The organism is Actinophytocola sp. (genome assembly GCF_036378875.1).
GTDB lineage: Bacteria > Actinomycetota > Actinomycetes > Mycobacteriales > Pseudonocardiaceae > Actinophytocola.
The window spans coordinates 43,594-60,293 of sequence record NZ_DASUVO010000021.1; the positions used below are offsets into that span (position 1 = coordinate 43,594).

A 16,700-nucleotide genomic window follows, 5' to 3' on the forward strand; every position below is an offset into this window, starting at 1 on the left:
GGGTGACGGGTCTCAGACCGCTGCCAGCATCTCCGACAGGCCGGTCCAGCCGGTTGGGTCCTCCGGGAGGGCGTTCACCGGCCACCAGCGCAGGTCGAGTGACTCGTCGCTGCGGACTGGGGACGCGCCGGGTGGTGCGTGGACCACGAAACGGACGTCGAAGTGGCGTGTCGGTTTGCCGAGGGAGCATGTGATCGGGTGGACGTCCACGTGCACGGGTACCGGTGCGATGGTCAGACCGTCGATGCCCGACTCCTCCGTCGCCTCGCGGAGGGCCGCGCCTGCCAGTGTGGTGTCCGTCGGCTCGCAGTGGCCGCCCAGTTGTAGCCACGCGCCGACCCGGGGGTGCAGTGTCAGCAGCACCTCGGTACCCGACGACGACAGCACCAGCGCCGACGCCGTGATGTGGCCGGGTTCGCACGAACGCGCGCACGCGTCCGGTCTCGCCGCCAGGAAGCCCAGGAACGCCTCCCGCAGCGAACGCTGCCCCATGGTCGACGGTTGCCAGTCCGCCAGCGTCTCGATCGTGTCCGCGTGCAGGCTCACAGCGTCAGGAATCCTCCGTCGTTCTCGGGGCGTGGGGTCAGTGGGCCGTCCGCGGGGTGGCCCACCGCCACCACGCCGAGCGGCTCCCAGTCCGCCGGCAGGTCCGGTACGGCCAACGCCGCCGGCACCCAGTACGAGCCAAGGCCCTCCGCCGCCAACGCCACCTGCAGGTCCCGCATCGCGCCGCCGGCCTCGACGGGCGCCACCGGCCTGACCGTGAACGTCAGCAGGATCTCCGGGGCCTGGTACAGCACGTCGTCCCGCAGCTCGTCCAGCAAGCGCTTGCGTCGGGCCCGGTCGGCGAGGTGCGCACACCCAAGGTCGGTCGCGGCCACTGCCCGGCGCAACGACTCCTCGGCCACCGGTTCGTCGGTGAACGACCGGACCGGGCGCCGCAGACGCACGGCCTCGCGCCGGCCCTGGGCGATGGCCTCTTCGGTGCCCAGGCGGAACAGGTCCTCCTCGACCGGGCGCACCAGCTCGCGTGCGGTCGCCTCCGGCCCTCCGATGGTCAGGCCGCGGACAACCGCCACCGGCATCGCGCCCAGCTTGCCCTTCACCAGGTCCGCGGCCGCGGCGACCTCGTCAGCCACCGCGATCTCCGTCACCGCCAGCTCGTTGCCGTACCGGTCCACCTGGCCGCGGTAGCCGTGCAGCACCTGCATGCCCGACGAGCCGATCGCCACGTCGGTCTGGCCGACCCGCCACGCCCGGCCCATCGTGTCGGTGATCACGACCGCCACCTCGACGCCTAGCCGGTCCCGCAGACCCCACCGCAACGCGCGGGCCGACGCGTCCGGGTCCGCCGGCAGCAGCGCCAGCTCGTCGCCGGCGACGTTCGACGCGTCGACGCCCGAGGCCGCCTGCACGATGCCGAGATTGTTCTCGGTGATCAGCGTTCGCTCCTTGCGGGCGAGGATGCGGACCGACTCGTCGAACACCAGCCGCCGCCGGATCCGGTCGCGCTCCTCCGGGTCGGCGGGCACCTTCACCAGCCGTCCCTCTACTTTGGACACGATCTTGCTGGTCACCACCACGATGTCGCCGGACCGCAGCCACCGTGCCGCGGTCGCGATCGCCCCGGACAGGTCACCGCCGGGACGGAACTCGGGCAGTCCTTCGACGGGCAGGATCTCGATCCGGCCCTCGGCCGCGTGATCAGTCAACTCGCACCCCGGCGACGGAGAACGCCTCGCGGACCATCGCGGCCGTGGCGTCCACATCGGACATCAGCAGCGGCACCGCGCGCACCTCGACGTCCGGCACGGTGGCCGGGTCGCCCGTGTGCACGAGCCAGCCGTCCAGCAGGCCGTCGGCGGACGTGCGGGCACCGTAGTGCCGCCCAACGGCCTCGGCCGTGGTCTCGACGCCGATCGCCGCCAGGCACGCGTCGGCCATGCCGCGCACCGGCTTGTCGTTCACGATCGGGGAGATCCCGACGATCTTCGCCTCCGCCTTCACCAGTGCGGTCCGCAGGCCGGGCACGGACAGGATCGTGCCGACGCTCACCACCGGGTTCGACGGCGCGAGCAAGATCACGTCCGCCGAGGCGATGGCGTCCACCACACCCGGCGCCGGCTTCGCCTCCTCCGCGCCGACCGGCACGATCGAGTGCGCCGGCAGCGCCGCCCGGTGCCTGATCCACCATTCCTGGAAGTGCACAGCGGCGCGCTCGCCCGTCTCCGGGTCGTCGATCACCACGTGGGTCTCGACCCGGTCGTCGCTCATCGGCAGCAGCCGCACCCCCGGCTGCCAGCGCGCGCACAGGGCCTCGGTGACCTGCGACAACGGGTAGCCGGCACGCAGCATCCGGGACCGGATCAGGTGCGTGGCGATGTCCTTGTCGCCCAGCCCGAACCACTCCGAGCCCGCGTCGTAGGCGGCCAGCTCGTCCTTCACCGTCCATGTCTCGCCGGTGCGGCCCCACCCGCGTTCGGTGTCGATGCCGCCGCCGAGCGTGTACATGCAGGTGTCCAGGTCCGGGCAGATCCGCAGGCCGTGCAGCCACACGTCGTCACCGGTGTTCACGATCGCCGTGATCTCGTGCCCCGGCCCGAGCGCGTGCTTCACCCCCTGCAGGAACCGTGCCCCACCGACACCACCGACCAGAACCACAACCTTCACAGCGTCCATCGTGCCTCAGCGCCAGAACATGAACGCGTACTGGCCGAGCGCGGAGAGGGTGCTGTTGCCGCCGATGAGGTTGTAGACCCCGTCCGCGAGGGCGAAGAACGCGTCCCCGACGGGTTCCAGGGCGATGATGCACGCGAAGAGGATCAGCGGCGCCCACGGGCGGGCCTTCGCGCCGAACCGCTGTGCCTGTGGCGAAAGCCACGGCTCGATCGCGCCCCAGCCGTCCAGGCCCGGGATCGGCAGGATGTTCAACACGAAAGCGAAAATCTGCAACAGCGCGAGGTAAGACAGCGCGGCCGCGAGCCACCACGTGGGCTGGAACACGGACACGGCGATCATCAGCAGCACGCCGAGCACCAGGTTGAAGAACGGCCCCGCGAGCGACACCATCGACTCGATCCGCTTGCTGCGCAACGAGTGGTGGTTGATGAACACCGCGCCGCCCGGCAGCGGGATCCCGCCGACCGCGAGGATCAGCAACGGCAGCACGAGGCTGAAGACCGGATCGGTGTACTTGCGGGGATCCAGTGTCAGGTAGCCCTTGAAGTAGACCTCGCGGTCGCCGCCCTTGAAGGCGACGAACGCGTGCCCGAACTCGTGCAGGCACAGGGAGACACCCCAGCCGCCGAGCACCATCAGGAACGTTCCGGCTTTGACCGCCACATCGGGTTCCCCGAACGGGGACGGATCGCCGAAGACGATGAGGATCCCGCCACCGATGGTGATGGCGAGGATGGCGAGGAACACGGGCGAGGGACGGACCGCTGATCTCTGCACCTCAACAGTGTGTCAACGTAAGGCGTGAGCTCGTCGTGCGGGTCCGCCATTTTCCTGATATTGCGACAGGTTGTCGAGGTATTTCGTTCTGCCCCATAGGGCATCACCCAGCTGGGTGCTTCGCTTGACGCGCCGCGACTACACGGGTGTAATCACATCGATGTCATTCGCCACGAGTGGAGTAGTGGTGGGTGGTGTCCGCCAACCCGGGGAGCGCGAAAGGCGAGGAGGCGGACGGGCATGCAGGGAATCGAACTGAACGAACTGATCAGTGGGAGTGATGGCGTCGTGGACTGGGGGGAGCGCCCGAACGGGGAGTTCGACGTGCTTGCCGACCTGCTCGACGACGCCGAGGAGCAGGAGTGGCAGGAGCGCGCCCTGTGCGCGCAGACCGATCCGGAGGCGTTCTTCCCGGAGAAGGGTGGGTCCACTCGGGAAGCCAAGCGGATCTGCCAGGGCTGTGAGGTCCGCGCGGAGTGCCTCGAGTACGCGCTCGGGCACGACGAACGCTTCGGCATCTGGGGCGGGCTGTCCGAGCGGGAGCGGCGCAAGCTGAAGAAACGCGCGGGCTGACACACGAAACAGAAGCCGTTCGTGGCATCTTGTGCGAATGCCTCGCTACGGCTCTCGGGGGGCCGCCGCGCCCGTGCTGCGCACCGCACCTGTACTCGCGGTGCTCGTCTGTCATGACGGTGAGGAGTGGCTGCCGGAGGCGCTGTCGGCGCTTCGGCGGTCCACTCCTCGGCCACGGCATGTGCTCGCCGTCGACACGGGTTCGATCGACGAGACACCACGCCTGCTGAGCGAGGCGGCGCGTGGTGAGGACCGCGTGCTCGACGGTGTGCTCACCGTGTCACGGGACACCGGGTTCGCCGCTGCCGTGCGGGACGCGGTGTCGGCGGCCATCGAGCGCTGGGGTGACCCCGGCGGCTGGATCTGGGTGCTGCACGACGACTGTGCGCCCGACCCTCGGTGTCTTGCCACGCTCCTGAGCGTTGCCGAGGCGTCGCCGTCCGCTGGTGTGCTCGGCCCACTCGCACTGGACTGGACCGACTCTCGCATCGTGGTCGAGGCGGGACTGTCCACGGACTCGACCGGGCACCGGCAGACCGGGCTCGGACCGTCCGAAGTGGACTGGGGGCGGCTTGGTCGGGAGTACCGGCAGAGCACCGAGGTGCTCGCGGTGCCGTCGGCCGGCATGCTCGTGCGCCGCGAGTTGTGGGAGAAGCTCGGCGGGTTCGACCCCGCGATCACGTTGCTACGTGAGGACATCGACTTCGGCTGGCGCGCGAACCGGGCCGGCAGCGTGGTGTTGTGCGTGCCCGCGGCACGGATGCGGCACGCGCGTGCGGTGACCACCGGGGTGCGCCCGGTCGACGCGCCACGCGCCTCGACGGCGTCGGTCGAGCGGGCACAGGCCGTGCGCGCGTTCCTCGTGAACTGTTCGCTGCTGTCGTTCCTGGTCGGCGTGCCCCGGCTGGTGTCGCTGTCGGTCGTGCGCGCGCTCGGGTTCGCGATGCAGCGCCGGTTCGTCGAGGCGCGGGCCGAGCTCGGGGCCGCGGCGTACGTGCTGACCGGGCGCGCCACCCTGCTGGAAGGGCGGGCGCTGCGGCGCGCCACCGTTGCGGTCCGCAGCGTGCGCGGGTTGTTCACCTCCCGGCTCACCCGACTGCGTAACGGGGTTCGCGCGACCGTCGCGCATCTCGTGCGGCGGCGGGTGCAGGCGGACGCGGCGCTCGGCCGGCTGCCCGACGCGGTCGTGGTGCCGTCGGACGGACAGGTGGTCAAGGAGATCCGGCTGCCCGTCGGGCCGGCCGCGCTACCCGCCGGCGCCGTGGTCCGCCCGCGCCGACCGGCCGGGCTGCGACAGCCGGCGACCGCTGTCGCCGTGTCGGTCACCGTGCCGGACGCGGTCCTGCCGCACGGACTGCGGCCCAGCCCGCGCCGCAGGCCGTCACCGGTGCCGAGGGACGGCTCCGGCGCGCCTGAGCCGGAGCTGATGGTGGTGGAGGTGGACCGGGCGCGGCTCGCGCGGCAGGTGTTGCTGGCGCCGCCGGTCCTGCTGTTCGCCGGGCTGCTGGCGGTGGCGCTGTACGTGAACGCGGGCCGGCTCGGGCTCGACCTCGCCGGCGGCCGGCTGCTTCCGGTGCCCGACCTGGCGTCGACGTGGTCGACCTACCTCGCGACGTGGCACCCGGTGGCCGGTGGCACGGCCGCGCCAGCGCCGGCCGCGCTGGCGATCATCGGTGGGCTGGGGGCGGTGCTGGCCCCTTTTGGAGGCACACAGGCGGCTGTCGCCCTGGTGCTTTTGGGCAGCATGCCCCTGTCCGGGTTGCTGGCGTACGTGGCGACGCGGCGGCTGCCCGTGCATCGCTGGGTGCGTGCGCTCGTCGCGGCGGCGTACGCGTTGCTGCCGTCGGCCACCGCGGCCGTCGCGCAGGGCAGGCTGGACGTGGTGGTCGCCCACCTGCTCGTGCCGCCGGTGACCACGGGCCTGATCGCGTTGCTCGGCCGGTCGCGGACCACCTCGGCGGCGTGGCTGTCGACGGCGGCGTCGTCCGCGATCGGGCTTGCGGTGATCGGGGCGTTCTCGCCGCTGGTGCACCTGTTGCTGATGGCGTACGCGCTGGCCGGGTTCGTCGTCCTGCCCGGCTACCGGGGCACGGGCGGGCGGCGGGTGGCGGCGCTGTTCGTGGTGGTGCTGATGCCGCTCGCGTTGCTGCTGCCGTGGCCCGCGGTGGTGATCCAGCACCCCGCCGTGGTGGTCCACGGGCTCGGCGCGTATCTGCCGACGCCGGTCGTGTCGCTGTTCGAGCTGGCCACGCTCGACCCCGGTGGGCCGGGTGCCTGGCCGGTGGTCGGGCTCGCGGTCGTGATCTTCCCGCTGGTCGGCATCGCGGTGCGGCCGAGGCGAACGGCGTTCCCCGGGCTGGCGCTGGCGATCCTGGGCGGCTGCGCGGTCGCCCTGGTGCGGATGATGGGGGCGACGCCGATCACCGGCGAGCTGCCGATGTACGGGTGGACGGGGCCAGGGCTCGTGCTGGTGGGATGGGGGCTGCTGCACGCGCTGCTAGGGGTGTGCCGGACGGGTGGGCCGTCGATCTCGTGGGTCCGGCCGGCCGCGGTGCTCGGGGTGCTCGGCGTGGGCGGGCTCGCGGTGGGTGCGCTGGTCGCGGGCGGGGCGGGGCCGCTGACCGACGACGCGCCACGGCTTGCCACGACGCTGACCCGTGAGCTGGCGGCGACCGGCCGCTGGGTGCTGGTGATGGGCGACGAGCCGAGGATGACCGCCGGTCGCGCGCCGGTGTTCGGCGACGACGACCTGGCGCCGGTGAACGACGGCGCGAGCGTGCGAGGACTCGCCGAGGTGCTGCGCCTGGACCCGAAGGTCGGGGTGGCGCAGGCCGCGACAGCCGGCGTGCTGTTCGTCGTCGTGCCGACCGCCGAGGAGGCCGCCGAAATCCGCGAGTCGGCCGGCAACCTGGTGGCGGACGCCCCCGCGATGTCCGACGGCCGCCCGGTCCTGCGCCTACAGCCGGCGGCGGGACAGGTCACGCTGCTGTCCCCGGAGATGGCGCGCCGGGCATTAACGGGTGGCGAACCACCGACGGAGCTGGGCACGGCCGGCGTCGTCCCGGTGGACGCTGCGCCCCCCTTGGTGGCGGTCCGCGTCTCGGAGGGCCCGGAGGGCCGCCTCCTGGTGGTGGCGGCGGAAGAGGAACCCGGGTGGACCGCGACGATCGACGGCCGACAGGTCCCGATCACCCGAGCCTGGAACCACCTGGTAGCGGTGAGCCTCCCCGAACGAGCGGCGGAAGTGCGCGTGGAACAGCCCACAGCCCTACGCAGCGTCCTACTGCTGATACAAGCCGCGATGGTCCTGTTCACAGCACTGACAGCCATCCCCAGCCGAGACACGCGTGTCCAACGCTCCTGACCCGCGTGTCCAACAGCAGAGACCCCTGAGTTCAACAAATCGAGCATGCCCGATTTGTTGAACTCAGCGGTCCAGATTGTTGGACACGCGGGTCTGTGCGGTTGGACTCGCGCGCGGGTCAGGCTTCGCCGTCTATGACCGTGGGGTCTACGCCCAGATAGTTGGCTACCTGGTCTACCAGGACGTGGTGGACCAGGTCCGCCAGGTCCGCGCCGTCTCGTGCCCTGGCTTCCAGTGGGCGGCGGAACAGGACTATGCGGGCCTTCGTCGGTTGGCCTCGGCGGTCCACGCCGGCCGGGACCAGGCGGGCCAGGGGGACGCCCGCGTCCGTCAGGGTGCCTTCCGCCGCGATGGTCGGGTCGTCACCTCGGACGTCGGGGACGTCGTCGACCGCCACGTCCAGCTTCGTGAGCTCGGTGCGCCAGCGTGCCTCGATCGGTTCCAGGGCGGCCAGGACCAGCGCGTCGAACCGCTCGGCACGGGTGGACGCCGCCGGCAGCGTCGACGGGTACAGCGAGCCGCGCAGCCCACGGCCATGGCGGTCCCGGTTGGGGCGCCGCCTGCGCCCGAGACGGCCACGTGTCGAGGTCACGGGCTTGAGCGTATCCAGTGCCCGCACCGGGGTGTACACGACCACGGTGTGGCGAGCGGCTATTTCCATCGCGACGCGCTATCGTCCACGTTCGTGCGAAGCGTGCGGAAGTGTTCGCGTACCGGGTGCGGAAGCCCGGCGGTCGCGACGCTGACCTACGCCTATGCCGAGTCGACCGCCGTCGTCGGACCGCTCGCGACCTACTCCGAGCCGCACAGCTACGACCTGTGCGAGGAGCATGCGTTGCGCCTGACGGTCCCGAGGGGCTGGGAGGTTGTCCGGCACGACGGCGAGTTCGCCGCCCCCGAGCCGACGGTCGACGACCTGACCGCGCTCGCCGAGGCGGTCCGTGAGGCGGGCCGGCCCGACCGTCCCGTCGAGCCGGCGCCCGAGCCCGCGGTCAACACGACCACGGGTCGCCGGGGTCATCTGCGCGTCCTGCCGGACCCGGTGACCGACTAGGCACCGGTCACCGGGTCAGCTCAGAAGTTGGCGGGTACCGAGTAGATCGCCCGCCTGCCGTAGTACTCCGAGAGTGAGTAGACCCGCCCGCCGCTCGTGTCGTAGCTGAGGTCCTCAGGTAGCCGTGGCTGTACCACTGGTTGTTGTGCCGGCCGACCTTGGTCACGTCGCCGGGGACCCACTTATGGGTGCCGTGCCGCTCGGTCATGTCGAAGATCTGCCTGGTGTGTAGATGCTGACCTGCACGCCCTTCTTCGGGTTCTGGGCCGCGGTCGGACCGCTCTGGCAGCCCTGGTTGGCAGGCCCCGGCTGGCCGTCGCTGCAGCCGTCGTACCAGGTCACGAAGATCTTGTTTCCGGGGGTGGACTGTGAAAACGCTGTTCGGGTTTGTTCGGGACACATTCGAACAGGGTTGCGAGGGTCGGCCGGCCCGCCGACACAGAACCGAGTAACACCTACGGACGCTTGACCTCCGCGCCGGTAGGCTCGCCTGAGGCAAATCCGCTGACCTCTCGGGGAGCACTGGTGCGTGACCTGTCCGGAGTCTTCAAGGCCTACGACATCCGCGGCGTCGTCGGCGAACAACTCGACACGGACCTCGTCCGGGACATCGGCGCGGCGTTCGCCCGCCAGTCGGCCGAGGCCGGCGCGATCGTGATCGGCCACGACATGCGCGCGTCGAGCCCTGGGCTGGCGAACGCGTTCGCCGAGGGCGTCACCCGCGAGGGCGTCGACGTCGTGCTGATCGGCCTCGCCAGCACCGACATGCTCTACTTCGCCTCCGGCCACCTCAACCTGCCGGGCGCCATGTTCACCGCGAGCCACAACCCGGCCAAGTACAACGGCATCAAGCTGTGCCGCGCCGGCGCCGCCCCGGTCGGCCAGGACACGGGCCTCACCGACATCCAGCGCGAGGTCGAGGCCGGCACCGCGCCGTCCGAGGGCAAGACGGCCGGCAGGCTCGAGACCCGTGACATGCTCACCGAGTACGTCGCCTACCTGCACAAACTCGTCGACCTGAGCGGTAGCCGGCCACTGAAGGTCGTCGTCGACGCCGGCAACGGCATGGGCGGGCACACCGTGCCGCCGATGTTCGAGGGCCTGCCGCTCGAGATCGTCCCGATGTACTTCGAGCTGGACGGCAGCTTCCCCAACCACGAGGCCAACCCCCTCGACCCGAAGAACATCGTCGACCTGCAGGCCAAGGTCCGGGAGGTTGGCGCGGACGCGGGGCTCGCGTTCGACGGCGACGCGGACCGCTGCTTCGTGGTCGACGAGCGGGGCGAGCCGGTGCCGCCGAGCACGATCACCGCCCTGGTCGCCGTGCGTGAGCTGGCCAAGGACCCCGGCGGCACGATCATCCACAACCTGATCACGTCGAAGGGCGTGCCGGAGATCGTCGCCGAGCACGGCGGCAAGCCGGTCCGCACCCGCGTCGGCCACTCGTTCATCAAGGCCGAGATGGCGAGGACGGGCGCGATCTTCGGCGGCGAGCACTCCGCCCACTACTACTTCCGCGACTTCTGGCGTGCCGACACCGGCATGCTCGCCGCTCTGCACGTGCTCGCCGCCCTCGGCGAGCAGGACCAGCCGCTGTCCGAGCTGACCAGCGAGTACAGCCGCTACGCGGCGTCCGGCGAGATCAACTCGACAGTGGCGGACCAGGCCGGCCGGATGGCAGCCGTCAAGGAGGCTTTCGAAGCCCGGGACGGGGTACGCACGGACGAGTTGGACGGGCTTACCGTGGAACTGCCTGGCGGAGGCTGGTTCAACCTGCGACCGTCCAACACGGAGCCACTGCTGCGGCTGAACATCGAGGCACCGGACGAGGCCGGCGTCGCGGCCATCCGCGACGAGGTGCTCGGGATCGTCCGGGCCTGAACAAAGAGGAGAGGACATGGCCGTCCAGCTCGACCCGAGGCTCATGGAGATCCTCGCGTGTCCTTCCGACGACCACGCGCCACTGCACGTCGGCTCGCCGACCGACCCGGAGGCGGACGTGCTGACCTGCACGTCGTGCGGCCGGCAGTTCCGGGTCGAGGACGGCATCCCGGTGCTGTTGCTCGACGAGGCGATCATGCCGGCCAAGGAGAGTGCTGAGGAGTGAGAGGACCTTGCGGGGCGAAACCTGAGGCGCTAGGAGAGGGGCCGTGAGCGCGGCGGTCGACGACACCCTTCTCGACGACCTCGGCCGGTTGGCCGACGTCGACGCCGACGGGCTGCTCCCCGCGTCCGCACGGGCGGGTGCGCAGGTGCGTGCCACGGTGGAGGCCGGCCGCGAGGCGGACATCGCCCGGCTCGCCGGCCACCGCCCGCGGGCCCTGGTGCTGCTGACCAGGCCCGGTCTCGGTCCCGTCGCGGCCAAGGTGCTGATGATGCTGCTCGGCCGCGCCTGCCCGGTGCCGGTCGTGCTCACCGACACCGCCCCGCCGTGGCTCGGCCCGCTGGACGTGCTCGTCGCCCACACCGACGACCCGGGTGACATCGAGCTGGCCGAGTCGATCGACCGTGCCGGCCGTTACGGCGCGAGCGTCGTGCTGACCGCCCCCGAGGACGGCCCGGTCGCCGCGGCCGCCGCAGGCCAGGCCGTGCTGATCACCCCGCGCGTGCCGGTGCCGCCCGGCTTCGGCTTCCCCCGTGCGCTCGCCGCCGGCCTGCTCGCGTGCACCACGCTGGAGCTGCTGCGCACCGACCTCGACATGGTGGCCGACGAACTGGACCGCGAGGCCGAGCGCGACCACATGCAGCACGAGACGTTCGTCAATCCGGCCAAGTCGCTGGCGCTGCGGCTCGCCGAGCGGACCCCGCTGCTGTGGGGTCTCGACGACGTGGCGACCGGTGTGGCGATGTACGCGGCGCAGACACTGGCCACCCACACCGACCTCGTGTGCGACGTTGCCCCGTACCAGCAGGCCGCGAGCCGCACCGCCCTGCACCGCGCCGCCACGCAGGCCGCCGCGGGCACCGACATCTTCGCCGACCCCGACGACCTCGACCCGTCCGCCACGTCGCCGCTGCGTGCGTTCCTGCTGGCCGTGAACGCGCTGCCGACCGACCCGGTGCGCCGGATGGCGGCGGAGATGCTGCCCGACGCCGACCTGGTCGCGCCGGGCGAGGAGATCACCGCGGACACGACGGCAGTCGCGATGGTGCTCGCGCTGCGTTTCGAACTGGCCGCCCTCTACCTGGGGCTGGCGGCCGGGACGACCGGCGGCACCGCCAGGTACCTGCCGGCCCGGCCAAGAGAGTGAGACCTTCGTGGAGCTGCTTGACAACCCCGTAAGGCCTTACGCCTGGGGTTCCCGGACCGCCATCGCCGACCTGCTTGGCAAGCCGGTGCCGGCGCCGCACCCGGAGGCGGAGCTGTGGCTGGGCGCCCATCCGGGTGACCCGTCCCGCGTCGGCGACAAGCCGCTTCTGGACGTGCTGGCGGCGGACCCGAAGGGCCAGCTCGGCGAGGCCGTCGCGGCCCGCTGGGCCGGCAGGCTGCCGTTCCTGTTGAAGGTCCTCGCCGCCGAGGAACCGCTCAGTCTGCAGGCGCACCCGTCGGCCGAACAGGCCGCGGAGGGGTATGCCCGCGAGGAGGCCCGCGGGATCGCCAGGGACGCGGGGAACCGCAACTACCCGGACCCGACGCCGAAGCCGGAACTGCTGTGCGCGCTGACGGAGTTCCACGCGCTGGCCGGGTTCCGCGATCCACATCGGACTGTCGAGTTACTACGGTCGGTGTCGACGCCCGGCCTCGCCCCGTACGTCGACCTGCTGGCGGGGGAGCCGAACAGCGACGGCCTGCGTGCGCTGTTCACGACATGGATCACGCTGCCGCAGCCGGCCATCGACGCGCTGCTGCCGGAGCTGCTCGACGAGTGCGTGCTGCACGTCAAGGAGCACGGCTCGTTCGAACAGGAGTGCCGGACGGTCCTGGAGCTGGGCGAGAGCTACCCGGGCGACGCTGGCGTGTTGGCGGCGCTGCTGCTGAACCGCCTGGTGCTGGCGCCGGGCGAGGCGATCTTCCTGCCGGCCGGGAACCTGCACGCCTACCTGCACGGCACGGGCGTCGAGGTGCTGGCCAACTCGGACAACGTGCTGCGCGGCGGCCTGACGCCCAAGCACGTCGACGTGCCCGAGCTGTTACGGGTGCTGGACTTCAGCTGCGGTGACATGGCGGTGACGACGGGTGAGCCGGTGGGGGCCCGGCACGTCTACCGGACCCCGGCGCCGGAGTTCGAACTGTCCAGGCTGGAGTGGACGGACGGCACCCGCGAGCCCGTGACGCTACCCGGCGGCACCCCGCGCATCGTGGTTACCATCGACGGCACGCTCACGGTGTCGGACCTGACACTGGGGCGGGGTCAGGCGTTGTGGATCCCGGCGACCGACCCGGACGTGGTGTTGTCGCCGGCCGAGGCATACGTACGGGCGTTCGCGGCAACCCCTGGCTTGGGCGATCTCGCCTGACTCTCTAATCTGCACACGCGACAAATCCGACATGGCGTGAGGGAGCGGCTGTGGCTACAGGGGGCGGGACCAAGGCGATTCTCGCGGCGCTCGCGGCGAACGCGGGCATCGCGGTGGCCAAGTTCATCGGCTTCGCGATCACCGGAGCGTCGTCGATGCTCGCCGAGGCCGTGCACTCGGTCGCGGACACGTCCAACCAGGGCCTGCTGCTCCTGGGACAGAAGACGTCCCAGCGCAAGGCGACCAAGGAGCACCCGTTCGGGTTCGGCCGGGACCGGTACTTCTACTCGTTCATCGTCGCGCTGATGCTGTTCTCGCTGGGGTCGGCGTTCGCGATCTACGAGGGCATCCACAAGCTGCAACACCCCGAGCCACTCACCACCCCGATCGTCGCGGTGTTGATCCTGGTGGTCGCGATCGGGCTGGAGACCTACAGTTTCCGCACCGCGATCGTGGAGTCGCGCAAGATCAAGGGCGACGTGACGTGGTGGGGTTTCATCCGCCAGTCGCGGACCCCGGAGCTGCCGGTGGTGCTGCTTGAGGACGCCGGCGCGCTGTTCGGCCTGGTGTTCGCGCTGTTCGGTGTCGGCCTGGCGGTCATCACGGACGACCCGATGTGGGACGGCGTCGGCACGCTCATGATCGGCGCTCTGCTCGGCGTGATCGCCATCATCCTGATCATCGAGATGAAGAGCCTCCTGATCGGTGAGGGTGCCACCCCGAACGAGCTGGACGCCATCACCGCGGCGCTGGAGGGCGGCCGGGTGCAGCGCCTGATCCACATTCGCTCGCAGTACATCGGCCCGGACGAGCTGCTGGTGGCGGCCAAGATCGCACTGGAGCCCGGGCTCCAGCTGACCGAGGTCGCCGCCGAGATCGACGCAGCCGAGTCCCGCGTCCGCGATGCCGTGCCAGCGGCCCGCCTGATCTACCTCGAACCGGACCTGGACCGCACACCTGCCACAACGTGAGGCGTTGACCCCTTCTCCGTAACACGCTGGGCCCGATCGGCGTTATCGTCGGCCAGAGATCGGGGACAGGAGGCCGGTGTGCCCGGAACCGGGTTGTTGCGCACGAAATCCGTAGAACAGTCGATCCAGGACACCGACGAGCCCGGCTCGCGGTTGAAGAAGAACCTCAGCGCGTGGGACCTCACGGTCTTCGGCGTCGCCGTCATCATCGGCGCGGGCATCTTCACGCTCACCGCGCGGACCGCGGGCGACCTCACCGGACCGTCGGTGTCGCTCGCGTTCGTGCTCGCCGGCGTGGCGTGCGGGCTTGCCGCGTTGTGCTACGCCGAGTTCGCGTCCACGGTGCCGGTCGCGGGCAGCGCGTACACCTACTCGTACGCCACGTTCGGCGAGTTCGTCGCTTGGATCATCGGCTGGGACCTGGTGCTGGAGTTCGCGGTCGCGTCGGCCGCGGTCGCCACCGGCTGGTCGGAGTACCTGCGCACGGTGCTCGCCTACCTGTTCGGCGACGGGGTGTCGACCACGTTCGAGATCGGGAGCGTGACCGTCAACTGGGGCGCGCTGCTCCTCATCGTCGCGTTGACCGGCCTGCTCGCGGCGGGCACGAAGCTGTCGTCGCGGGTCAGCATGGTGATCACCAGCATCAAGGTCGTCATCGTGCTGTTCGTGATCGTCTTCGGGTTCTTCTACATCAAGGCCGCGAACTACGACCCGTACATCCCGCCGACGGAGAGCGGCAGCACGGCCTCCACGGGCGTCGACCAGACCGTCTTCTCGTGGCTGGCCGGCGGCACGACCTCCGCGTTCGGCGTCTTCGGGCTGTTGGCCGGCGCGTCGCTGGTGTTCTTCGCGTTCATCGGCTTCGACATCGTGGCGACCACGGCCGAGGAGACGAAGGACCCGAAACGTGCCGTGCCACGCGGCATCCTCGGCTCGCTGGCGATCGTGACCGTGCTGTACGTGGCGGTGTCGCTGGTGGTGACCGGCATGGTCTCCTACACCGACCTCGCCACCGGGCCGGACGGTGAACGCAAGACCCTCGCCACGGCGTTCGCGCTCAACGGCGTGGACTGGGCGGCGAACATCATCTCGATCGGCGCGCTGGCCGGCCTCACCACGGTCGTGATGGTGCTGATGCTGGGCCAGATCCGCGTGCTGTTCGCGATGGCCCGCGACGGCCTGGTGCCGCACGGCCTGTCCCGCACGGGTGCGCGGGGCACCCCGGCGCGGGCGACCATTCTGGTCGGTGTGCTGGTCGCGGCGGCGGCCACGTTCTTCCCGGCCGGCAAGCTGGAGGAGATGGTCAACATCGGCACGCTGTTCGCGTTCGTGCTGGTGTCGGCGGGTGTGATGGTGCTGCGGCGGACCCGTCCGGACCTGCCGCGAGGGTTCCGGGTACCGGCGCTGCCCGTGATCGGGGTGCTGGCGATCGGTGCGTGCCTGTGGCTGATGGTGAACCTGACCATCCTGACGTGGCTGCGGTTCTTCGTGTGGATGCTGATCGGGGTCGTGGTGTACTTCGTCTACGGCCGGCGGAAATCGTTGCTGGACAAGCATGTTCCGATGTCTTGACGTCGGTTCCACGTGGACGAAGGGCGCGCTGGTCGCCGAGGACGGCACGCTTCTCGCCGTGGCACAACACAGAACCACACCGCCGGAGGTGCTGGACGGCGTCGCCGCGGTGACCGAGGCGCTCCCCGGCGAGGCCGAGGTGCTGGCCTGCTCGTCCGCCGGGGGCGGTTTGCGACTCGCGGTCGTGGGGCACGAGCGACTGGTGAGCGCCGAAGCGGGTTACCGCGTGGCGCTGTCGGCCGGCGCGAAGGTCGTGCACGTCTCGGCCGGCCCGCTGTCCAATGTGTACGCATTGCGGGCGGCGCGCCCGGACGTGGTGCTGCTGGTCGGCGGTACCGACGGCGGTGACGAGAAGGTGTTGCTGCACAACGCCTCCCGCCTGGCGAAAGCCAGGATCGCGGTGCCGGTGGTGCTGGCCGGGAACAAGCAGGTGCAGGACGCCGCGCTGGAGTCGTTGCGTGGCCGGACGGTGGTGGCGACCGACAACGTGTTGCCGGACGTGGGTGAGCTGGCTCCCGGGCCGGCACGCGCGGCGATCCGCGAGGTGTTCCTGGCACACGTGATCGGCGGCAAGGGCCTGTCGCGCGGGCCACGCTTCCGCCGCATGGTGGGCGCGGTGACCCCGGACGCGGTGCTCTCCGGCGTCTCCACGTTGGCGGCACAGGAGGACGGCGCCGTCCTGGTCGTCGACGTCGGCGGCGCCACGACGGACGTCTACTCCTCGGTATCCACAGTGGACAATCGGAGTGCTGTGGCGCTGCCGCCGGACCGCAGGACGGTCGAGGGCGATATCGGTATGCGCGTGAGCGCCCCTGGCGTCGTGGCGGAGGCGGTCACCGAACGCCTCCTGCCGCCCGACACCGACCTCGCGGCGAAAGCCGCCCATCGCAACGAGAACGTGGACCTTGTCCCCTCGACCGACGAGGAACACGAGGCGGACCTGCGCATCGCGCGGCTGGCCGCGACGCTGGCGATCCGCCGTCACCTGGGCATGGTGGGACAGCTCGGCCCGAAGGGCGCGACGGTGCTGGTGCTGTCGGGTGGTGTCTTCCGCCACGCGGCCTCGCTGACCGGAGTGGAGAAGGCGCTGCGGGCGGACCTGGGCCCGGTGCTGCGCGAGGCCAGGATCGTCGTGGACCGGGAAGGCCGGCTCGGCCCCGCCGGTCTGCTGGCCCTGGCCGGGCACATCGCGCCCGCCGCCGCGCTGTTGGCCGCACTGAGTTAGGCCGTTTGGTTGGCAACCTTCCCGGCC

Annotated in this window: 15 protein-coding genes; 10 read left to right on the forward strand and 5 right to left on the reverse strand. The window is 71.0% G+C overall.

What is annotated here, in order from left to right:
- Positions 1-12: 12 nt before the first annotated feature.
- Genes VF106_RS05945 through VF106_RS05960 form a run of 4 tightly spaced genes read right to left on the reverse strand, consistent with a single transcriptional unit; the run spans position 13 to position 3,456 of the window.
- The gene (locus VF106_RS05945) at positions 13-546 is read right to left on the reverse strand and encodes an NUDIX hydrolase (RefSeq protein ID WP_330838544.1); all 534 of its coding nucleotides are present in this window, start codon (positions 544-546) and stop codon (positions 13-15) included.
- Positions 543-1,712: a coenzyme F420-0:L-glutamate ligase gene (locus VF106_RS05950; RefSeq protein WP_330838545.1), complete on the reverse strand. Its 1,170-nt coding sequence runs from the start codon at positions 1,710-1,712 to the stop codon at positions 543-545. Before VF106_RS05950 ends, VF106_RS05945 begins: the two co-directional genes overlap by 4 nt.
- On the reverse strand, positions 1,705-2,670 hold the full coding sequence (gene cofD / locus VF106_RS05955; protein ID WP_330838546.1) for a 2-phospho-L-lactate transferase: 966 nt from the start codon (positions 2,668-2,670) through the stop codon (positions 1,705-1,707). The genes VF106_RS05950 and cofD overlap by 8 nt, the downstream gene beginning before the upstream one ends.
- Positions 2,671-2,685: 15 nt before the next feature.
- Complete coding sequence (locus VF106_RS05960) at positions 2,686-3,456, reverse strand: site-2 protease family protein (protein ID WP_330838547.1); 771 nt, start codon at positions 3,454-3,456, stop codon at positions 2,686-2,688.
- Between the two features lie 249 nt (positions 3,457-3,705).
- Here VF106_RS05960 and VF106_RS05965 point away from each other — a divergent pair, with 249 nt between their 5' ends.
- Both VF106_RS05965 and VF106_RS05970 read left to right on the forward strand, forming a co-directional pair.
- A complete protein-coding gene (locus VF106_RS05965; RefSeq protein ID WP_414638877.1) occupies positions 3,706-4,029 on the forward strand; it encodes a WhiB family transcriptional regulator in 324 nt (107 codons plus the stop codon).
- 37 nt (positions 4,030-4,066) lie between these two features.
- Entirely contained in the window at positions 4,067-7,393 is a 3,327-nt protein-coding gene (locus VF106_RS05970) for a glycosyltransferase (protein WP_330838549.1), read from the forward strand.
- Between the two features lie 118 nt (positions 7,394-7,511).
- On the opposite strand, the gene VF106_RS05975 is transcribed toward VF106_RS05970, so the two are convergent.
- Positions 7,512-7,985 (reverse strand): metallopeptidase family protein, encoded by a 474-nt coding sequence (locus VF106_RS05975; RefSeq protein ID WP_330838550.1) that lies wholly within the window; start codon positions 7,983-7,985, stop codon positions 7,512-7,514.
- Positions 7,986-8,078: 93 nt separating this feature from the next.
- Between VF106_RS05975 and VF106_RS05980 the strand changes: the two genes are divergently transcribed.
- From VF106_RS05980 to VF106_RS06015, 8 genes are all read left to right on the forward strand, one after another.
- Positions 8,079-8,447 carry a DUF3499 domain-containing protein gene (locus VF106_RS05980; protein WP_330838551.1) on the forward strand — a complete coding sequence of 123 codons (369 nt, stop codon included), beginning with the start codon at positions 8,079-8,081 and terminating at the stop codon, positions 8,445-8,447.
- A 525-nt stretch (positions 8,448-8,972) separates the two neighbouring features.
- Positions 8,973-10,328, forward strand: a complete 1,356-nt coding sequence (locus VF106_RS05985; protein WP_330838552.1) for a phosphomannomutase/phosphoglucomutase — start codon at positions 8,973-8,975, stop codon at positions 10,326-10,328.
- Between the two features lie 16 nt (positions 10,329-10,344).
- The gene (locus tag VF106_RS05990; RefSeq protein ID WP_330838553.1) at positions 10,345-10,554 is read left to right on the forward strand and encodes a Trm112 family protein; all 210 of its coding nucleotides are present in this window, start codon (positions 10,345-10,347) and stop codon (positions 10,552-10,554) included.
- 43 nt (positions 10,555-10,597) lie between these two features.
- Positions 10,598-11,698 carry a phosphoheptose isomerase family protein gene (locus VF106_RS05995; protein ID WP_330838554.1) on the forward strand — a complete coding sequence of 367 codons (1,101 nt, stop codon included), beginning with the start codon at positions 10,598-10,600 and terminating at the stop codon, positions 11,696-11,698.
- A 7-nt stretch (positions 11,699-11,705) separates the two neighbouring features.
- Positions 11,706-12,905: a mannose-6-phosphate isomerase, class I gene (gene manA / locus VF106_RS06000; RefSeq protein ID WP_330838555.1), complete on the forward strand. Its 1,200-nt coding sequence runs from the start codon at positions 11,706-11,708 to the stop codon at positions 12,903-12,905.
- Between the two features lie 50 nt (positions 12,906-12,955).
- The gene (locus VF106_RS06005; protein ID WP_330838556.1) at positions 12,956-13,876 is read left to right on the forward strand and encodes a cation diffusion facilitator family transporter; all 921 of its coding nucleotides are present in this window, start codon (positions 12,956-12,958) and stop codon (positions 13,874-13,876) included.
- A gap of 78 nt (positions 13,877-13,954) precedes the next feature.
- A complete protein-coding gene (locus VF106_RS06010; RefSeq protein ID WP_330838557.1) occupies positions 13,955-15,448 on the forward strand; it encodes an amino acid permease in 1,494 nt (497 codons plus the stop codon).
- Positions 15,432-16,673 carry a glutamate mutase L gene (locus tag VF106_RS06015; protein WP_330838558.1) on the forward strand — a complete coding sequence of 414 codons (1,242 nt, stop codon included), beginning with the start codon at positions 15,432-15,434 and terminating at the stop codon, positions 16,671-16,673. The genes VF106_RS06010 and VF106_RS06015 overlap by 17 nt, the downstream gene beginning before the upstream one ends.
- Positions 16,674-16,700: the final 27 nt, after the last annotated feature.